Source organism: Rhodanobacter sp. OK091, from assembly GCF_900142825.1.
Classification (GTDB): Bacteria; Pseudomonadota; Gammaproteobacteria; order Xanthomonadales; family Rhodanobacteraceae; genus Rhodanobacter.
Genome location: NZ_FRCH01000006.1, coordinates 93,037 through 112,179 on the forward strand (window position 1 = coordinate 93,037; position 19,143 = coordinate 112,179).

The following is a 19,143-nucleotide window of genomic DNA, read 5'->3' on the forward strand; positions in this document are numbered from 1 at the left end:
GGTGCTGAGATGCCCGTGATACTGACCTTGCTGGCGGCGCTGATTGCCACCGGCGCCTGTGCCTACCACCGCAGCAGCCTCCGCACCTGGGCGATCGCCACGACTGTCACGACGCTGGTGGTGGGCTTGATCGCGCATACGCCGTGGACGACGATCCTCTTGCTGATCATCGAACTGGCCATCGCGGTGCCGCTGCTGCTGGTGGATTTCCGCCGCCGGCAGATCAGCGCGCCGCTGCTGAAACTGTTCGCCAGCGTCACCCCGAAACTGTCCGACACCGAGCAGACCGCACTGGAAGCGGGCACCGTCGGTTTCGAGGGCGAGCTGTTCTCCGGCAAGCCGGACTGGCATGAGCTGCTCAAGCAGCCGAAGCCCGAACTGAGCGTGGAAGAACAGGCGTTCCTCGACGGCCCGGTGGAAGAGCTGTGCGGCATGATCGACGACTGGCAGATCACTCACGAGCTGGCCGACCTGCCGCCGAACGTGTGGGAGTTCATCAAGAAGAACCGCTTCTTCGGCATGATCATCCCGAAGCAGTACGGCGGCCTGCAGTTCTCCGCGCTGGCGCATTCGGCGGTGCTGCAGAAGCTGGCCACGATGTCGGCCACGGTGGCCTCGACCGTCGCCGTGCCGAACTCGCTGGGGCCGGCCGAGCTGCTGCTGCATTACGGCAGCGATGAACAGAAGAGCTACTACCTGCCGCGACTGGCCGTGGGCGACGAGATCCCGTGCTTCGCGCTGACTGGTCCGTATGCCGGTTCCGACGCCACCTCGATTCCCGACTTCGGCATCGTCTGCAAGCAGACGGTCGATGGCGTCGACACGCTAGGCATCAAGCTGACGTTCGACAAGCGCTACATCACGCTGGCGCCGATCGCCACCGTGGTCGGACTGGCATTTCGCATGTACGACCCGGAGCATCTGCTCGGCGACAAAGACGATCTGGGCATCACGTTGGCATTGCTGCCGCGTTCCACGCCGGGCCTGCAGATCGGTCGCCGTCACTTCCCATTGAACGTGCCGTTCCAGAACGGCCCGGTCCACGGCAAGGACATGTTCGTGCCGCTGTCCACCCTGATCGGTGGCCCGCACATGGCCGGCCACGGCTGGCGCATGCTGGTCGAATGCCTGTCGGTGGGGCGTGCGATTTCGCTGCCGTCCAACGCCACTGGCGCGCTGCGCGGTGCGGTGGCATCGGTCGGCGCGTATGCGCGCATGCGCAAGCAGTTCGGCCTGGCGATCGCCCGCTTCGAAGGCGTCGAGGAGGCGCTGGCGCGCATCGGTGGCCTGACCTACGCCACAGCAGCACTGTCGCGCGCCACCGCCGCCGCGGTCGACCGGGGCGAGAAGCCGGCCGTGCCGTCGGCCATCGCGAAATACCACGCCACCGAATGGGGCCGGCAAGTGGCCGGCGACGCGATGGATGTGCTCGGCGGCAAGGGCGTGCAGCTCGGTCCGAACAACTACGCCGGCCGGGCATGGCAAGGCGTGCCGATCGCGATCACCGTGGAAGGCGCCAACATCATGACGCGCAGCCTGATGATCTTCGGTCAGGGCGCGATCCGCTGCCATCCGTACGTGCTGAAGGAAATGCAGGCGCTGTCGATCACCGATCGCGGCGAGCAGCTGAAGACGTTCGATCGCCTGCTGTTCGGCCATCTCGGTTTCGGTGTGTCCAACGCGGTGCGCAGCCTGGTGCTGGGCCTGACCGGTTCGCGCCTCGGCGAGAGTGCCGGCGATGCGTACACCCGCCGCTACTATCGCAAGCTCGACCGCTACTCCGCCGCGTTGGCGCTGTGTTCGGACGTGTTCATGGGTGTGCTCGGCGGCAAACTGAAGTTCAAGGAGAAGCTGTCCGCGCGCCTGGGCGACGTGCTGAGCTATCTGTACATCGCCAGCGCCATGTTGAAACGCTACGAAGACACCGGCCGGCCGGAAGCGGATCGCCCGCTGCTGGCATGGGCGTTCCACCAGTGCGTGTGGAACATGCAGATGGCGCTGGATGGCGCGATCCGCAATTTCCCGCTGAAGCCGGTGTCGTGGCTGTTGCGCGCGCTGGTGTTTCCGTTCGGTCGTCGCGAAGTGCCGCCTTCCGATCGTCTCGGTCGCCGCGTCGCCGCATTGATCACCGCACCCAGCGAGGCACGCGATCGCCTGCTCGAATGGGTGTATCTGACTCCGACGGCGAACAACACGGTCGGCCGCATGAACGCCTTGTTGCCGGACGTGATCATGGCCGAACCGGTCGACCGCAAATTCGGCAAGGCGCAGAAGGGCGGCCAGTTCAAGTCACACGATTACATGGATCAGCTGGCGGAAGCGGAGCAGGCCGGCGTGCTGAATGCCAGTGAGGTCGCACTGCTCAGACGCGTGCGCGAAGGCGTGTTCGAGTTCATCTCGGTGGATGATTTCGAGCCGGACGAGCTGCGCGCATTCAAGACACGCGCGGACAAGTAGAACGCCGGCAAGCGTGCACGTCGTGGCCCGTGCCTGATGGGTTTCACACGCCATCAGCGTCGGGCCGGCTTTTTCCTGGAGAGTCGCCGATGAGCGCACCCGTGCTTTCGCTGTATCGTCGCATCACACGTTGGCCCGCGGGTCACTGGCTCTTTTCGCGACTGATCTGTTTCAAGGCACCTTATTTCGCCACGATCGCGCCGCGATTCGTGGCGCTGGAACCAGGGCGTTGCGAAGTGCGCATCCGCGACCGCCGGCGCGTGCACAACCACATCGGTACCGTGCACGCGATCGCACTGTGCAACCTGGCCGAACTCAGTGCCGGCGTGATGACCGACGCGACCATTCCGGCCAACATGCGCTGGATTCCTAAGGGCATGACGGTGGAGTACCTGGCCAAGGCCAAGGGCGCCATGCATGCCGAGGCCACTCCCGAGAATGCTGCGGTGGAGTCGCCCGGTGGCTACGCATGGCCGGTGAAGGTGAGCGTGCGCAACGATGCCGGCGAGGAAGTGTTCCGCGCCCGCATCGACATGTGGGTATCGCCGCGCACGCGGGCGGCGGCGACTTAGCCGGTTGCGACCTGCACGCGCGAGGCCAAGCCCAGCGCCGCTATCCAGCCTCGCCTCGATAACGTGTTGTTTGTCGCGGATGGGCTCAGCTCGCCAGCACGCAGCGGTTCTTGCCGCCGCGCTTGGCTGTGTACATGGCGCGGTCGGCGGCCTGGATCAGTTGCTCGTTGGCGTCGGGGCGATCGTCGGGAGCGTACGGCGCGATGCCGATGCTGGCGCTGACGCACACTTCGACCAGACGGTCGTCGAAACGCAGCATGTAGGGCTCGCCCAGGGTTCGGCACAATTTCTGGCAGAGCTGCAGCGCCTGATGCGGATCTTCGACGTCTTCCAGGATCAGCGCGAATTCGTCGCCGCCCAGTCGCGCCACCGTGTCATTGCTGCGCAGATGCGTGGACAGCCGCGCCGCGATTTCCTGCAACAGCGCATCGCCGGCCGGATGGCCGTGTTCGTCGTTGACGCCCTTGAAGCCATCGATGTCGATGAAGGCCAGCGCGAAGTGGCCATGGTGGCGGTGTGCATGCTGGATCGCCACCTGAAGGCGATCGTTGAACAGCATGCGATTGGGCAGGCCGGTCAGTATGTCGTGGCTGGCCTGATGACGCACCATGGCCTCGACCAGTTCGCGCTCGGCGATTTCGCGGGTGAGCTGCTGGTTGCGCTCGGCCAGCTCGGCCATGGTCTGCTGCAGTTCGGCGCGCACCGCATACAGCTCCAGGAATACGCGCACCTTCGATTGCAGGATCACGTCGTTGATCGGCTTGGCGATGTAATCCACCGCGCCTGAGCGGTAGCCCTTGAGCCGGTTCAGGTCGTCGGCATAGGCCGCGGTGACGAAGATGATCGGCGTCTCGCGCAGCTGCTCGGCCTCGGCCAGCAGCGCGGCCACCTCGAAACCGTCCATGTCGGGCATGTTGACGTCGAGCAGGATCAGCGCGAAGTGGTGATCCAGGCACAACGCCAGCGCCTCGTTGCCGCTGCGCGCCTCGATGATCTGTGCGCCGCTGCGGGCAAGCAGCCGCCGCATCGCGATCAGGTTGGCGGCGGTGTCGTCGACGACCAGGATTTTCGGCGGCATCGTGTTCATGTCGGTGACCGGGCGGCTTGCCTCTTGGCTCCACCTTAACCGCTACCCCTGCCATCCTGCGTGAACGGGAGCACTGTCCCATCAAACTCGATCGAGGCCGGCCGGTGGCCGCGCCGGTACAGCCGCAGGGCGGCGTCGAGCACGCTGAAGTCGGCGGCCGCCGGCGAGAAGTCCAGGCTCTCGCGCAGCCCCAGACAGAGGTAGCCGCCACGCACCAGGCTGTCATGGAACAGCTCCAGCGTGCGGTTCTGCAACGGCGCGGAAAAATAGATCAGCACGTTGCGGCACACCACCAGGTTCGCCTCGCAGAACACCTTGTCGGCCACCAGGTTGTGGCTGGCAAAGGTGATGTGGCGACGCAGCCGCTGGTCGAGCTTGATGAAGTTGTAGCGTGCGCTGTAGTAATCCGCCAGCGAGCGCTCGCCGCCCGCTTCCAGGTAGTTGCGCGACCACAGCTGGGCGTCCCTGGCCGGATAAATGCCTTCGTGCGCGCGGCGCAAGGCGTCGGCATTGAAGTCGGTGGCGAAGATATGGCTGCGCTCGTACAGCCCGGCCTCGTCCAGCAGGATCGCCAGCGAATAGGCTTCCTGTCCGTAAGCGCAGCCGGCCTGCCAGATGGTGATCTGCGGGTACGACGCCAGCATCGGCAGCACCTGTTCGCGCAGCGCCCGGAACACCGGCGGGTCGCGAAACATTTCCGACACCGGGACCGACAGCCCCTGTATCACCACTGCCACGAAGTCCGGCTCGTGCAGCAGGCGCGTGGTCAGCTCGCTGATGTTGCCGCAGCGGTGATCGCGCGCCAGCTGGCGCACGCGCCGGATCAGCGAGGCCGGCGCATATTGGCTGAAGTCGTGGCCGTGACGCCGCTTCAGCGCCTGCACGAACAAATCCAGTTCGATCCGTTCCAGTTCGCTGGCCGCAGTCGACGCAGGCATTGCGCTCAGCGCTGCAGCCACACGCGCATCATCGACGCCAGCTTGTCGATGTCGATCGGTTTGGACAGATAATCGCTGGCGCCCATCTCCAGGCACTTCTCGCGATCGCCGAGCATCGCCTTGGCGGTCAGCGCGATGATGGGCAGGTCGGCGAAATGCGGTTGGGCGCGGATGGCGCGGATGGTTTCGTAGCCATCCATGCCCGGCATCATGATGTCCATCAGCACCAGTTCCGGCACTTCGTCGTCGGCCAGCACCTTCAGCGCCTTGTAGCCGTCCTGCGCCATGTTCACCTGCAGCCCCCAGCCGCGCATCACCTTGGACAGCGCGAACAGGTTGCGCATGTCGTCATCCACCAGCAGCACGCGACGGCCGGCGAGTTCGCCCTTCGCCGCGGATCCGGCGGCGCTCCGGCGCGGCGCCTGCTGGATGCTGTGCAGGAACAGGCTGACCTCGTCGAGCAGACGTTCGGTGGAACGCGCGCCTTTGACCACGATGGCGTCGGTGTACTGGCGCAACTTCAGGTTTTCCTCGCGGCTGAGGTCGCGGCCGGAATACACCACCACAGGCGGCACGCCACGGGCAGTCTCCGCCAGGCGCTCCAGCAATTCGAGTCCGGACATGCCGGGCAGGCCCAGGTCGAGCACGACGCAGTCGTAAGCCGTGCCGGTGATCTTCTCCAGCGCCTCCTCCGCCGAACCGGCTTCGTCGATCTGCACGTTGTCGCTGCGCAGCATGATGTGCACGGCGGTGCGCGAGTCGGCATCGTCGTCCACGATCAGCAGGTGGCGTTGCTGCCCGGCGGCGAAATGCAGCAGGCGCTCCAGCGCGAGACCGATCGATTCGCGGCTGACCGGCTTGATCAGGAAGCCCACTGCGCCGCGCTCCAGCCCCCGCGTGCCGCCGTCGTCGACCGAGATGAAGTGGACCGGGATCGCGCGCGTGGCGTCGTCGGCCTTGAGCTGGTCGAGTACGCTCCAGCCGTCCATGACCGGCAGCGAGATATCCAGCAGGATGCCGGTGGGATGATGTTCACGCGCCAGTTGCAGCCCCGATTCGCCGTCGCCGGCGGCCAGCGCGCGATAGCCTTTGCGATGGATCATGTCGATCAGGATGCGCGCAAAGGCGGGGTCGTCCTCGATCACCAGAATCGTGGTCTGGCCCGGCAGCAGCGAGGTGCGATCATCATCGATCGGCTCCGGCAGCAGATACGGCGACACGGCCTGGCTGAGCCGGGTCTTGCTGGCGCGCGGCAGATCCTCGGCGAAGTCGGATGCCGCCGGCGCCTCCGGCGGCGTCTCCGGCAGCAGCAGCGTAAAGCAGCTGCCGCGGCCACTCTCGCTGCGCAGCACGATGTCGCCGCCGAGCAGTTGGGTCATCCGCCGCGAGATCGCCAGGCCTAGCCCGGTGCCGCCGAACTGGCGGCTGGTGCCGGCGTCCACCTGTTCGAACGCGTTGAAGACGCGCTGGAACTTGTCCGGCGGAATGCCGATGCCGGTATCGCTCACCGTGATGGCGATCAGCGGCTGGCCCAGCAGTATTTCCGGAATGTCGGTGTCGCTGTCGGGGCGGCCGATGCGAAGGCTCACCGCGCCCTTGGCGGTGAACTTGAACGCGTTGCTGATCAGGTTGTTGGCGACCTGTTCGAGCTTGCTGCCGTCGGTGCGCAGGACGGCCGGCAGGCCGGGGTCGATGTCCAGCGTGAAGCCCAGGCCCTTTTCCTCCGCCACATGCGCAAACGTGCGCCGCAGCCGCCGCAGCAGATCGGGCAGCGCCAGGTCGTCGATCACCAGCTCCATCTTGCCGGCCTCGACCTTGGACAGGTCGAGGATGTCGTTGATCAGGCGCAGCAGGCTGTTGCCGGCGTCGTGGATGATCCGCGCCGATTCGATCTGCTCGTCGTCGAGGTTGCCGGTCTCGTTGTCGGCCAGGTTGCGCGACAGGATCAGCAGGCTGTTCAGCGGTGTGCGCAGTTCATGCGACATGTTCGCCAGGAACTCGGACTTGTACTGGCTGGCGCGTGCCAGTTCGGCCGCCTTGTCGGCGGTTTCCTGCTGCAGTTCCTCCAGCACATATTTCTGCCGGTTCAGGCTCTCTGTCTTCTCGCGCAACTCCTGGTTGGACGCCTGCAGCTCTTCGGCCTGCACACGCAACTCCTCTTCGGAGGCGATCAGCCGTTCGGACTGCTCTTCCAGTTCGGCGGTTTTCGCCTGCAGCGCCTCGTTGTTGTCGCGCAGCACTTCCTTCTGCTGGCGCATCACCAGCTCGGATACGCGCAGGTCGTCGGCCTGTTCCTGCGTCTGCAGCAGCAAGTCGTGCGTGCTGACGGCGCGGTTGAGGTTTTCCAGGGTCAACGCCACGATCGGCAGCAGCTCATCCAGCAGCCGTTTCTGCAACGGACTGAGCGGCACGAAACCGGCCAGTTCCAGCACGCCGATCAAGGTGTCGCGGTAGAGCACCGGCAGGATCGAGACGTTGCGTGGCAACGCCTCGCCGGTGCCCGAATCGATGTGCAGGTAATTTTCCGGCACGTCGTCGAGCATGATGGCTTTGCGTTCGATCGCGCACTGGCCCACCAGTCCTTCGCCGGGCATGTACTGGTCCGCCGTGCGGTTGTTCAGGCGCAGGCCGTAGCTGCCCAGCAGGTCGAGGCGATGGCGCGTGTCGTCGAATGAATAAAACAGACCCACGCCGGCCCCGCACAGTGGCACCAGTTCGCTGGCCAGCCATTGTGCGAATTCCTTGTGCGTGGTGGCTTGCAGCAGCACGTGCGAGACGTCCGACACGCGGGATCTGATCCAGGTCTGCGCCTCGGTATCCAGCGACATCTGTTTGAACACCTGCAGCGCGCGGGCAATTTCGCCGACCTCGTCACGGCGATCGAGCCGGCGGATCTCGAAATCGTGGTCGCGATTCGCCAGTCGCGTCATCAGGTCGGTAAGACGACGCAATGGCCGGCTGACCAGCTTCGAGGTCAGCCTGATCACCACGATGCCGAGCAGGATACCGAGCAGTATCGCAATCGTGTTGATCACCTTGGCGGTGAACAGGGCGCTATCGAGTTGCCGGTTGCGCACCGTCAGCAGCTGATTTTCCTCGGCGATCATCTGATTGATGGCGGCGTGCAGGTCGTCGCTGCGCACCGTGCGGTGTTCCAGATAGTTCGACTGGATGCGCTGCAGTTCCAGCGCCATCGCTGCCGTATCGGCGACCTTCCGTTGGGCGATTGGGTCGATCGCGTTGACCGTTATCTCCCGCTGCCACTGCGCCGCCATCTTTTCCAGCGAATCGATGCGTAACTGCTGCAGCGGGTTGTCAGTGGTCATCTGACGCAGATGGGCGATACGTTCATGCAGGTCGCTGATGCCGCTGTCGAACATGGCCCGCTGGTCGGCGCGCTGGGTCAGCATGTAGCCGCGCGCACCGAGCTGACTGGTCTGCAGCGCATGCTGCACTTGGTCAAGTTCCAGCAGCACCTGATAGGTGTGCGTCGTCCACTGCCGATTGCCTTCCTGTTGACGCAGCGAGTTCAAGGTGACCAGGCTGGTCACCAGGAACAGACCCAGCAACAGGCCGATCGCCAGCATCATCTTGCGCTGCAGCGGCTGATCGGCCAGCCATGAATTCTTTTTCGGGCGGGTAGATGGCTGCATGGGGATCACGGCGGTTCGGTAGGCGTTCTGTTCTGCGATCAGCGGATCGGCGATCGGGCCTTTAACAGAGTAGCCGGTGCCGGCGCCGAACCATAGCCGGCCGCACGCCGCGGCTCAGCGGCGACCGAACCGTTGCAACCACTGCTGCCATGGCCGGCACGGGATGATAGAACCGCGCCGCAGCGCGACGGCCAGCAAGGCCAACGTGCACAGCAAGCACAGACCCAGCGCGATCACCGACGCCTCGGCGCCGAAGATGCCACCGCTGAGCCAGTCCGGGCCGGTGCGGGTGGACACCAGCCAGCCGTCGGTTTTGAGCCCCGAGACGGGAATGCCGTAGATCGTGCCCTGGGCAAAGTTCCATGCCGCATGCACGCCCATGCAAATCGGCAGCGAGCGGGTCACGTGATACAGCATGCCAAACAGCAGGCCGGCCTCGATCGCAATGGCAGCCGAACTCCACAACGTGGCACCGGGATTGGCGATGTGCACCGCACCGAAGAACAGTGCCGAAATCAGCAGTGCCCACCAGGTGCCCAAGCCTTCCTCGACGATGCGGAACAGCACGCCGCGGAAGAGGATTTCCTCTCCAATGCCGGCACCCAGTCCCACCATCAGCAGGGCCGGTACCCATGGCGCGTCCGGGTTGCTGCCGGTGACGTGATAACTGCCGAGCAAATACAGCATGCCGACCACCGTGCTGAATAGCAGCAGGCCAATGGCCGTGCCGGCGGCGCCGTCCGGTAGCAGCCGAAGAGGTGTCAGTTCGGTGACCGCGCGGCGTTCCACGAAACGCACCAGCAGCAGATAAGCGAGCAGCGACGGCACGGCGCGCATCAGGAACTGCACCAAGCCGAAGCTGACGGATGCGGCATCCTTGTTGTGCCAGCCCAGTAGGTGCAGCAAGGAACCAAACGTCAGGCCCAGCACCGTGGATAGCGCCACGAAGATTACGATCCGCGCCAGTGGCGAGAACAGCAGCCAGCGCTGCCGGGCCGAGGCACCGCGCGGCGTGGTGAAGGCGATGGCCTGGTCGTGCATGTGTGATCCCCCGGTAAAGGTTCGCGCGTTAGCAGTGGTGTTGCGGTACTGCTACACCTCGACGGAGGCCGCATGCTCGCGCGTGTTGGCGAAGCGCACCTGCGGCCAGCGCTCCTGCGCCAGTTGCAGATTGACCCGCGTCGGCGCGATGTAGACCAGCTCGCCGGCACCGTCGATCGCGAGGTTCATCGCATTCTTCTCGCGGAACTCGGCCATCTTCTTCTCGTCGTCGCAATGCACCCAGCGCGCGGTGGTCACCGTCACCGGCTCGAAGCTGGCGTCGACGTTGTATTCGTCCTTCAGCCGGTACGCCACCACGTCGAACTGCAGCACGCCGACCGCGCCCAGGATCAGGTCGTTGCTCATCAGCGGACGGAAGAACTGGGTGGCGCCCTCCTCGGACAACTGCGCCAGGCCCTTCTGCAAGGCCTTCATCTTCAGCGGATCGCGCAGGCGCGCGCGGCGAAAGAGTTCGGGCGCGAAGTTCGGGATGCCGGTGAAGTTGATCGACTCGCCTTCGGTGAACGTATCGCCGATCGTGATGGTGCCGTGGTTGTGCAGGCCGATCACGTCGCCCGGATAGGCCGTCTCGACGATCTCGCGATCGCTGGCCATGAAGGTCAGCGCGTTGGCGATGCGGATGTCCTTGCCGGTGCGGGTCTGGATCATCTTCATGCCGGCGGTATAAGTGCCCGAGCACACCCGCATGAACGCCACGCGGTCGCGGTGCGCCGGGTCCATGTTCGCCTGGATCTTGAACACGAAGCCGGAAAGCTTTTCTTCCTCCGGCTGCACTTCGCGGCCCAGCGTGGCGCGCGGGCGCGGCGACGGTGCGTGCTCGACGAAGAAATCCAGCAGCAACTGCACGCCGAAGTTGTTCACCGCCGAGCCGAAGAACACCGGCGTCTGCCGGCCGGCGAGGTATTCGTTCATATCGAACGACGGCGCGGCACCTTGCACCAGCTCGAGTTCGTCGCGCAGCTCGCGCATCGCTTCGTCGCCGATTTTCTCCAGCAGGCCCGGCGCATCGAGTCCCTTGAAAATGGTCGAATCCTGCCGGGTGAAATTCTTGCCGGGCTCGAAGACGTGTACCTCATCCAGCACCAGGTGATACACGCCCTTCAGCCGCTTGCCCATGCCGATCGGCCAGGTCACCGGCGCGCAGGCGATGCCCAGCACCGACTCCACTTCGTCCAGCAGTTCGATCGGCGAGCGGCCCTCGCGGTCGAGCTTGTTGACGAACGTCATGATCGGCGTGTCGCGCAGGCGGCACACCTCCATCAGCTTGATCGTGCGCTCTTCGACACCTTTGGCGCAGTCGATCACCATCAGCGCCGAGTCCACCGCGGTCAGCACGCGGTAGGTGTCCTCGGAAAAGTCCGCATGTCCCGGCGTGTCGAGCAGGTTGACGATCTTGCCCTCGTACGGAAACTGCATCACCGATGAAGTCACCGAAATGCCGCGCTCTTTCTCCAGCGCCATCCAGTCCGAGGTCGCATGCCGCGCCGCCTTTCGCCCCTTCACCGACCCCGCCATCTGGATCGCACCGCCGAACAGCAGCAGCTTTTCGGTCAACGTGGTCTTGCCCGCGTCAGGATGGCTGACGATGGCGAACGTGCGGCGACGGCGGGTTTCTTGCAGATGGGTGGACATGGATAGCGGTTCGACGGGAGCGCGAACCGGCAATTGTAGCGTGGATCGGGCGGTGAGCTCGGGGTGGGCTGGATGGGGTGTCGGCTATCGGCCAACAACGGCCGGTCGGCTATCTCATGTGCATGCCGCAAAGCGGCCATTCAAATGGCCGGGATGCATAACGCTGGAGTTAAGCGGCGGCGAAGCCGTCCGCCTTGAGCGAGTGGTTAGGGTTCGCCGCGTTGTGAAGCAAGCCAGGTGACATTGAATGGTACTTCGCGGCGTGCCGTTTCCAAGCTGTCGTATAGCGATGGGTTGCCGCCAAGAGAGGCCCAGCCATCGATCTCCGCAAGCTCATTTTTGAAGTAATACTCTTCAACATAACTGTAGGACCCATCGGGCTGGCGAACGATATTCACTCGTCGCTTGCGATCTTTTGAATAGAACGTTTCGACAACCTCAGTCCGCATATGCGCCCTAACGCCGGAATTAAGCGGCGGCGGCGCCGTCCGCTTGGATGACTGGTTAGGGCTGCGCCACGTGCTCAACCCAAATGGACGAACCCGGATGATGCTCTTCGATGGTGTCGATTGCGTCAACCAAGCCCGGACCTCGCAAAGGGACTGCTCGGACGAAGTCGGTGACTTGGAGCCCTTGGGTGCGTAAATCGGCCATCTCAGAAGGCGAGAGGACGCCAGCGTTGACCCAAAGCGGAGACGGTAGGCGACCACCGCAAGCTTTGATGAGTTGATCGTAGCCTTGTCTTGTAAGAGCGAAATGCGGCATTTGAGCCCTAACGCCTAAGCTAAGCGGCCGCGCGGGCCGCAATGTGTGATTTTCGCGAGGAGATTACTCCCGCACGGTCCGCTTGAGCGCATAGTTAGGCTGCTCTTGAAGGATGATTGGTCGGAACAATTGCCCTAGGCACTTCGGACATTGGACGAAGTGGCATTGCCAAAGCTCGATCGACTAGTTCCTCGTCTGTCATCGGATCGAGACACTCCACAACAAGTCGATATGCGCCTATTGGATCAGGGCAGCCAGCGCAGAAGTTGGACATAGTTGCCTCTACGGTTGCCTGAGTGAGCCCGTGCTGCCTTGGATGGCTCATTACAGTCAGCAGCTCTAACAAGGCCTCCTTGCTCAATTTCCGTCTCACTACTTCACCTCATCGACAAGCGCGACCATCGCGGTAATTGAGAAACGAGAATGTGTGCCCGAAATGAAGCTGTGGAAAGCCTAACGCCTGAAATAAGCCGCGTCGGCTTGATTGAATTGTTAGGCACGTGTTGCCCCCGATGCAGCGGTCTCTAGTGCTCGAATGAAAGGGCGAACGTTTGCGTGGGCTTGCACCCACTGAATACCCAAGAACTCAGACACCGATGCAGCGCCAAGCAAGGGCACAAGTGAGCCAGTCTTAGCCGCTCGCAGCAATTCGTGTGAAGCGTACATTACTTGCTCTGTTACGGACGAGGCGGACTCACCCATCTCGGCGTCCCACTCCTTTTGGATTGCGGAAGTGAGTTTGCCTGCCGCAAGTTCAAGTGATGTGCGCGATCGAGTCACGGATGGTGCCTAACGCTGGAATTGAGCGGCGGCGCAGCCGTCCGCCTCGAATGAGATGTTAGACGCCATTTGCGCCAAAGTGATTGTAGAGGCCTATGGCAAGAAGCGCGATGACCAGCGCAATGGCGCCAATCGTCTCTACGTCGAATTTAGAACGGGAGAAGCGCTCTCGGAGAGGCTTGAATAGCAACAGCGGCAGAGTGACGACCAGCCCTGCAACAAGACAGACAAGGCCGAATCCCAAACCAAACTTAGTCCAATCCCAGAATGCGTGAAGCATGTTTTGGCGCCTAACGCTGGAGTTAAGCGGCGCGCGGTACGCGCGTCCGCTTGGACGAATAGTTAGGCACTACCGTGAGGATTGAACTCTAGGAGTTCGTGCACTAACCGAGGAGACATTACAGCACCACAACTCGAACAGATGCCATCAGGCGCTTCTGCGCCACAGCCGGGGCAAAAGAAGCTACCAAGCCTCAGTACGGTACGTGCTGCTGGTGACGAGACGCGGGCGGCGACTTGTTCAAGCTGCGCACGGATGGAGCGACTGAAGAGTGCGCCGCTTTGTGTGCATTGAAGCTCGCCAGCTCCTGATTCGGTGAGCGTGCTTGAACAGTATGGGCAGTGCATAAGGCCTAACGCTGGAGTTGAGCGGCGGCGGAGCCGTCCGCCTTGAACGAGATGTTAGGCACCGCTGCCACAGCCCGTCTGCGGATGGGCACGAGTACGAGGAGAATGGCGTTAAGCAGCAACGGAATGGGATGCTGGACTCCGCCAAGCCAGGCCATTATCAGGACGGCAATTGAGATACCAGCTGGCACTGCGACGGGCCACCAGCGGATATCGTCTTTGAGCCAAACGCGATAGGCGCCAAGCGAATACAAGGCGCCGAGGATGAGGCCTAAGCCAGCATCCAAAGGTGACGTTGTTAGAAGGACGATGCCGCTGACAACATTTGCGAATGCCGAGTAAGCCATAAGCCCGAATACCGCCATCGTCAACTTGCGTTCACGGGACTCCAGCGTGCGGCGACGATTACGCATGGCGATGTCAGCGCGGCGGCTATTTGCTTCTTCCGTTTCACCCATAATGGATCTCCCCTGAGGCGTCTAACGCTGGAATTAAGCGGCGGCGAAGCCGTCCGCCTTGAACGAATTGTTAGGCACAAATACTGACACTAATTGAGCGCCATAGTGGATGCTTCGACCTGCCGTTTGGTGGCGAGTGGCTGCATAGAGGGGTTTAGAGGATAGCGACTACCGTCAAAGCGCAGCAGCACATTGCCGCGCCCCTTGGAGTAGACGATTAGGGTTTTCCAACCGTGGGAAGCTTCTGGCGAAACCCGGATTGGGGTTTGTGCCACCGTACTGCGTGAGGTCAGCTCGAACTTGCCGTGAACTTGCCTAAAGACAAGCAAGGTGCAGCCGCCCGAACCACACCAATTTGGGCCCGACAGAAGAACTAGCGCGTCAGAGCTGCGGTCGCCGCTTAGATCGACGATGGAATGGCGGAAGGCTTGATTCTCAGCGCCGCCAGTAAACGTGTGCACGGCCACAGTCAACGCTGAAGGTGTTGCCTGTCCGACCACGGCAAGTGGAAACAGAGTGCAGGCTATAGCGACTATACGTTTCATTTGAGGAGAGGCCTGCTTGCGCCTAACGCCGGAGTTGAGCGGCGGCAGGGCCGTCCGCCTCGAACGAGATGTTAGGCATCAGTACTCGCCAAATTCGTTGCGAGTGATGTCGTCTTTAGCTTGATTGAAGAGCGTCTCGCTAATGTCTATGCCGGATTGGCTCTTTGCGTCGGAGACAACATCGGAGCCTGCCGAGAATGAGCGGCCAACACCATGGCCTTCTTTTGATACAAAGAGACGAAGCTCTCCTGTTTGAGTGATGCGAAAAAGACTGAGCTCATAGCTCGACCCGTTTACAGAAAACTGCTCTTGCCGAACGGGCGTCATATCGGTCTGCATAAAATTCTCCAATGATGCCTAACGCTGGAATTGAGCGGCGGCAGAGCCGTCCGCCTCGAATGTGATGTTAGGCTGCCGTCACTTGACGATCGGAGCTTCCCAGCCATCGTAGTCGCCATGCTCGCGCAAGGCGATAGCGGTGAGATCGCGCCGAAGATTAGCGAGTGCGGCAGAGGTGGGTACGACCTTTTTGGTGGCCAGAGCAAGCCACTGCGAACCAGTTGCAGCGTGCTCGACTTTGACTGTGAACCCCTGATGAGAAAGGACGCCCGCAATGCGCTCGGCAGACTCTTGGGTCGGCGCGTAGAGATAGAAGTCTATTGGATGCGGCTTCGAGAGGTTTGAGCCCGCAAGGCGCAACTGCTCGATGACAGCGTCATCGTTTGCCTGTGAAGAGGATGCCTGTTGACTAAAGGAACGGAAGGCCACTGTTCCAAGCAGCAGAGCAAGCACGATGACTGCAATAACTTTCATATTTAAGCCTAACGCTGGAGTTAAGCGACGGCGTAGCCGTCCGCCTTGAACGAAATGTTAGATACAAATCAAGAGCACTTGGCCCTGTCAAGTAGAACATCTGAGACAAGCTTTCCGGCATGATCTGTGTATTGCATATGGGTGATAATATTGTTTTCTAAGAATATTTTTGTAGCTGGGAGGGAGCAGAACTTAGAAATAATTGATGGTGCATTTGCCTCAATGACTTTCCTCGTGCCATGTGAATCGTCAAGGCCTACCAGCGTGAAATTGTAGGTCCATGTTAGTCCAGGGCCAACAGTGATTTTATCCAGGCGAGTGTTGTCCGACTCCATTTGAGGTAAAGACTTGTTCATTCTTGAGGCCACGCGTTGCAACATCGCTTCGTTTACAGGCTCACCAGCGATAACGGAACTGCCAGCGACAAGAAGTGTAGCTAAGAGCATTTTTTGTAGAGTTCGAGTCATGCTGGAATTTCCGGTTGAATCTAACGCTGGAATTAAGCGGCAGCGGAGCCGTCCGCTTGGATGAGTGGTTAGGCTTTCGTGACTGACACAATAAGCCCTGCAGCTAGAAGAACCATGAAAGCACAAAGGCCAATGTATAGAAGCCTGTTTGCATGATTGCGAGCCGCCAACGCGCGGCTAGAAAGCTTGCAACCATCGAATGCCGAATCTTTCGTGCCACTGAGCACAAGGTGTGCAGCTTGGAGATTAGAGATGCGCATTGAACGCTTTTCGCGAGCTTGAGAAAGGGCTTGCGGATTGTCATGGGCGAGGATGCGTGAAAACTTGAACAGAGAAACGTAGTACCAAATGACGGCAGCGAAAACGATGGGCACCGAAGCAGCAAATATGATATCGATGATGTTCATGACTTCCCATGCCTAACGCTTCAGTAGTGCCTTGATTCGGCAATATGCACTGGATGTTCAGCTTCCACGTGTCCCCCTTCTTCCACCCTAATCCTACACGAGATCCCCTCGTTACCTGATGTGCCCGGAGTCGGCATCGACGCTTTGCTGCCATGCGAACCTTTTTATTCGAGGTGCTATGTTTTATCCATCACAACCCGAGGGGATATACGGGCCCTCCCGACTGCGCCTGTTACTCACCCATTCGACGAAATTCGCCGGCTGTCACGCGTCAAAATGACAGTTTGCGCTCCGAGCAGATCGACATCGGATTGACGAATGGTTCATCTTGGGCCAAAGCCGACAGCCACGTGCGTGAGATGCATGTGGTGGCTGTCCGGAGGGACGCACCTCACGCATTGGACCCACTCGCATTTCCAGGTGCCCGCAGTCACTCCCGGAAAATAGGCTTCCGCAAAGCTGACGCTCCTGACCGGCAGCAACGGGTCGAAAGCGAACCTATTCTTGGTTGCCTCCCGCAATCTGGCGGAGCTCCAACTCGCTGAATTCAAACTCTGGCCCCAAGTCCATAGCTCCCAGCGCCACAAGAAGCTTGCTGACTTCGGGTTCTAAGTCGTTGTTGCTGACGTAAGCGCTATAGGCCCAGCTTGACACCTTCACATAGTCAACTGCTCCGGGCATTGCAGCCAGGAGCGCAGCGAGCTCGACCGATAGCTCCCGCTTTGTGTACGTCATCTAGCCCCCTTCATTGGCCTTCCGTGCTGTTCCGCAGCGTCCGCTATGGGTCTATTCTGTTGAAAAACTCCGTCTTAACAAATAGACGTCCAAATTTTGGATCGCGACCACGACGATAAATCGATCCTGGACAAATTTGCACATTCAGGCCGACAGAAAGCGATCGTCGTGGCCGGATTTTCTCGCTTTGAACGAGCTCGAATTTTCGAAGCGAGTTTTTCAACACTGTCGGTCGAAAGCGGCCCCTTGCACTCAAATCGTTTAACCGGCCTCAGCTGGCGGTTTACGAATCAGCCTTAGAAGGAATCCGCCCATCGCAGCGACGTAAACTGCATGGAAAGCAATGGTCAGCACGGTCGCGACAAAGCTATCTCGCGAAACTGCGAGTGCGATCGGCAGCGGCAGAAGTATCACCGCTGAACCCAAAACAACCCATCCGTATGAGATGCCCTTGCTAGCCTCATAGATGTCCCGAGCCTGCGCCTCTCTGGCTCGGAGAAATCGAGTAGCGAAGGCCGAGATCGCAAGGTAAGCGATGACCACAACAACTGGGAAGGCTGGAATCGGGCCGAGTCGATAGGTCAGCAGCACCTTCATCGGTGGCAGCAGGACTAACGTCAGTCCTGCGATCACCCAAATGCCGTAGAACGCCAAGCCAAATCCAGCGTACGAAGATAAAACCGAAGGGCTGTTGCCTTCCCTTTGCATCCACGACCGATACGCCCAATAGTCGAAGAGAAATGGGCGCATGAATGCCTTGCCTGGCCCGGTTCCTGTCACATCCATAGCTATCGCCCCCTAGACCGCCACACTAGCCTGGCATATCGCGTTCGAAATGTCCGTTTTGGGTCGGTCTCTGCCTGTCGAGCTTGCCCTAGCATTCGCCGTCCGCGCTTCAGTCACTTGCGCGGCCCGTGCGCCTCAGCAGCGCTGATTGTCAGCGAACCCGCCTCATCTTGCTGGCGCTTTTGTCTTCATGAAACCTTCTGGTGCGATGCCCATGCGATACACATTGGCGCGATTGAGCGACGGGCGCAAATCGCCGGAAAATTTCCCCCGTCCCGGCTTCCTGCGACGCGCTGTCCGCAGACAAACGCGCTGGCCCGACATGGTATGTGGCCCGCTCTTCGGCCACGCCGGTTTGCGAACCGTGCGCTGGCCCGAGCCTCTGCGATTCCACCTGACGGATGATTTCGCGCACCGTCCTCGCGTCGTTGAAGATGGCATCGCCCAGCACCGACAGTGTGTGGTCGGCGAACTCGGCCTCACCACTGGCGATCACCACATCGCCATGGGCCACAATCATGTCGATCAGCCGGTTGAGCGTATCGATCTGCTCCATGGTCATGCCGAAGCGGTAGCGCCCACCCGCGTCGTCGGGCATCTCCTCTGCAGGCTCCGCGCCGGCCTCGGCCGCAGCCTCGCTCTCGGACCGGTAGGCCGGCCACGACATCTCGTCCAGCACCAGCCCCACCTGCTCGGCCAACAATTCCAGGCAGATCGCCACTTCGCCCACGCGAATCTCGGGCATCCATTCCTGCTCCTCGTCCGCCGTGCGCGGCTGCGCGATATGCGACAGGAATTCGGCATACTCGCGCAGCTTCTTCAGCCGCAGCTGGCTGTCCTCCGGCAGGAAATAGCCCATCGTTTCCAGATCATTCGAATCGAACGTCGACATGGTCGCCTCCTCATTCCATAGAAGTGCCCGCCCACGGCATGACGACGGACGGGGTGTCGGGAGGTTAGAAACCGCTCATAGCCGGCGGGCGTATTTCCCCGAAGGGTGTTGTATTAGCCGCCCTCCCGACGCAGGCTTCGCGTCGGCTTGCACCTGCGAACAGGTACAAAAAACCCACCGGTTTGACGGAGGTGGGCACCGCTATGAGAGGGAGTTTCTACGCTCCTTGCAAACGAGTCTGCTACGGCAGTGGAGGGGAGTCAAGACAGGCGTGGATGAGCGAAGCTGAGTCAGTAGACCCAGGGGATCAGCCGCTTCGTGTGCCGGCAATATTCGCGATACGCGTCGCCCAGTCCCTCGGTCAGCGCAATCTCTTCCTCGCGGATGCGATGCAGATAGATCGCCGGCGCGACCAGCCAGCAAAGCCGGCGAGCCACCGAACGGGATCGCCGGGCAGCGCACGGGGC

At 61.4% G+C, this 19,143-nt stretch carries 18 protein-coding genes; 2 read left to right on the forward strand and 16 right to left on the reverse strand.

Features of this window, described 5'->3' with window-relative positions; translation table 11 throughout:
• Window positions 1-9 precede the first annotated feature (9 nt).
• Together BUA26_RS19090 and BUA26_RS19095 are read left to right on the forward strand one after the other, a co-directional pair.
• A complete protein-coding gene (locus BUA26_RS19090) occupies window positions 10-2,457 on the forward strand; it encodes an acyl-CoA dehydrogenase (RefSeq protein WP_072762489.1) in 2,448 nt (815 codons plus the stop codon).
• A gap of 89 nt (window positions 2,458-2,546) precedes the next feature.
• Entirely contained in the window at window positions 2,547-3,029 is a 483-nt protein-coding gene (locus tag BUA26_RS19095; protein ID WP_072762490.1) for a hotdog fold domain-containing protein, read from the forward strand.
• A gap of 85 nt (window positions 3,030-3,114) precedes the next feature.
• On the opposite strand, the gene BUA26_RS19100 is transcribed toward BUA26_RS19095, so the two are convergent.
• The 16 genes from BUA26_RS19100 to BUA26_RS20510 all read right to left on the reverse strand — a co-directional run bounded on the left by BUA26_RS19100 (window position 3,115) and on the right by BUA26_RS20510 (window position 19,113).
• Window positions 3,115-4,107, reverse strand: a complete 993-nt coding sequence (locus BUA26_RS19100; protein WP_072762491.1) for a diguanylate cyclase domain-containing protein — start codon at window positions 4,105-4,107, stop codon at window positions 3,115-3,117.
• 44 nt (window positions 4,108-4,151) lie between these two features.
• Window positions 4,152-5,054, reverse strand: a complete 903-nt coding sequence (locus BUA26_RS19105; protein ID WP_083573103.1) for a CheR family methyltransferase — start codon at window positions 5,052-5,054, stop codon at window positions 4,152-4,154.
• A gap of 5 nt (window positions 5,055-5,059) precedes the next feature.
• On the reverse strand, window positions 5,060-8,707 hold the full coding sequence (locus BUA26_RS19110) for a response regulator (RefSeq protein ID WP_072762492.1): 3,648 nt from the start codon (window positions 8,705-8,707) through the stop codon (window positions 5,060-5,062).
• Window positions 8,708-8,821: 114 nt separating this feature from the next.
• Entirely contained in the window at window positions 8,822-9,748 is a 927-nt protein-coding gene (locus tag BUA26_RS19115; RefSeq protein WP_072762493.1) for a CPBP family intramembrane glutamic endopeptidase, read from the reverse strand.
• Between the two features lie 51 nt (window positions 9,749-9,799).
• Complete coding sequence (locus tag BUA26_RS19120; RefSeq protein ID WP_072762494.1) at window positions 9,800-11,401, reverse strand: peptide chain release factor 3; 1,602 nt, start codon at window positions 11,399-11,401, stop codon at window positions 9,800-9,802.
• 206 nt (window positions 11,402-11,607) lie between these two features.
• Window positions 11,608-11,799 (reverse strand): hypothetical protein, encoded by a 192-nt coding sequence (locus BUA26_RS20315; protein WP_143154343.1) that lies wholly within the window; start codon window positions 11,797-11,799, stop codon window positions 11,608-11,610.
• A 1,205-nt stretch (window positions 11,800-13,004) separates the two neighbouring features.
• Window positions 13,005-13,226: a hypothetical protein gene (locus tag BUA26_RS19130; RefSeq protein ID WP_143154344.1), complete on the reverse strand. Its 222-nt coding sequence runs from the start codon at window positions 13,224-13,226 to the stop codon at window positions 13,005-13,007.
• Between the two features lie 352 nt (window positions 13,227-13,578).
• Entirely contained in the window at window positions 13,579-14,031 is a 453-nt protein-coding gene (locus BUA26_RS19135) for a hypothetical protein (protein ID WP_072762497.1), read from the reverse strand.
• A gap of 89 nt (window positions 14,032-14,120) precedes the next feature.
• Window positions 14,121-14,576, reverse strand: a complete 456-nt coding sequence (locus tag BUA26_RS20320) for a hypothetical protein (protein WP_143154345.1) — start codon at window positions 14,574-14,576, stop codon at window positions 14,121-14,123.
• A 78-nt stretch (window positions 14,577-14,654) separates the two neighbouring features.
• Window positions 14,655-14,915 carry a hypothetical protein gene (locus BUA26_RS19140; RefSeq protein WP_072762498.1) on the reverse strand — a complete coding sequence of 87 codons (261 nt, stop codon included), beginning with the start codon at window positions 14,913-14,915 and terminating at the stop codon, window positions 14,655-14,657.
• A gap of 78 nt (window positions 14,916-14,993) precedes the next feature.
• Window positions 14,994-15,389, reverse strand: a complete 396-nt coding sequence (locus BUA26_RS19145; RefSeq protein ID WP_072762499.1) for a ribonuclease E inhibitor RraB — start codon at window positions 15,387-15,389, stop codon at window positions 14,994-14,996.
• A 68-nt stretch (window positions 15,390-15,457) separates the two neighbouring features.
• Complete coding sequence (locus BUA26_RS20325; RefSeq protein WP_143154346.1) at window positions 15,458-15,856, reverse strand: hypothetical protein; 399 nt, start codon at window positions 15,854-15,856, stop codon at window positions 15,458-15,460.
• 68 nt (window positions 15,857-15,924) lie between these two features.
• Window positions 15,925-16,263, reverse strand: a complete 339-nt coding sequence (locus tag BUA26_RS19150; protein WP_072762500.1) for a hypothetical protein — start codon at window positions 16,261-16,263, stop codon at window positions 15,925-15,927.
• A gap of 996 nt (window positions 16,264-17,259) precedes the next feature.
• Window positions 17,260-17,748 (reverse strand): hypothetical protein, encoded by a 489-nt coding sequence (locus BUA26_RS19160; RefSeq protein ID WP_072762502.1) that lies wholly within the window; start codon window positions 17,746-17,748, stop codon window positions 17,260-17,262.
• Between the two features lie 187 nt (window positions 17,749-17,935).
• Window positions 17,936-18,676 carry an XAC0095 family protein gene (locus BUA26_RS19165; RefSeq protein WP_072762503.1) on the reverse strand — a complete coding sequence of 247 codons (741 nt, stop codon included), beginning with the start codon at window positions 18,674-18,676 and terminating at the stop codon, window positions 17,936-17,938.
• 290 nt (window positions 18,677-18,966) lie between these two features.
• Complete coding sequence (locus BUA26_RS20510) at window positions 18,967-19,113, reverse strand: hypothetical protein (RefSeq protein WP_178368636.1); 147 nt, start codon at window positions 19,111-19,113, stop codon at window positions 18,967-18,969.
• Between the last annotated feature and the right edge of the window lie 30 nt (window positions 19,114-19,143).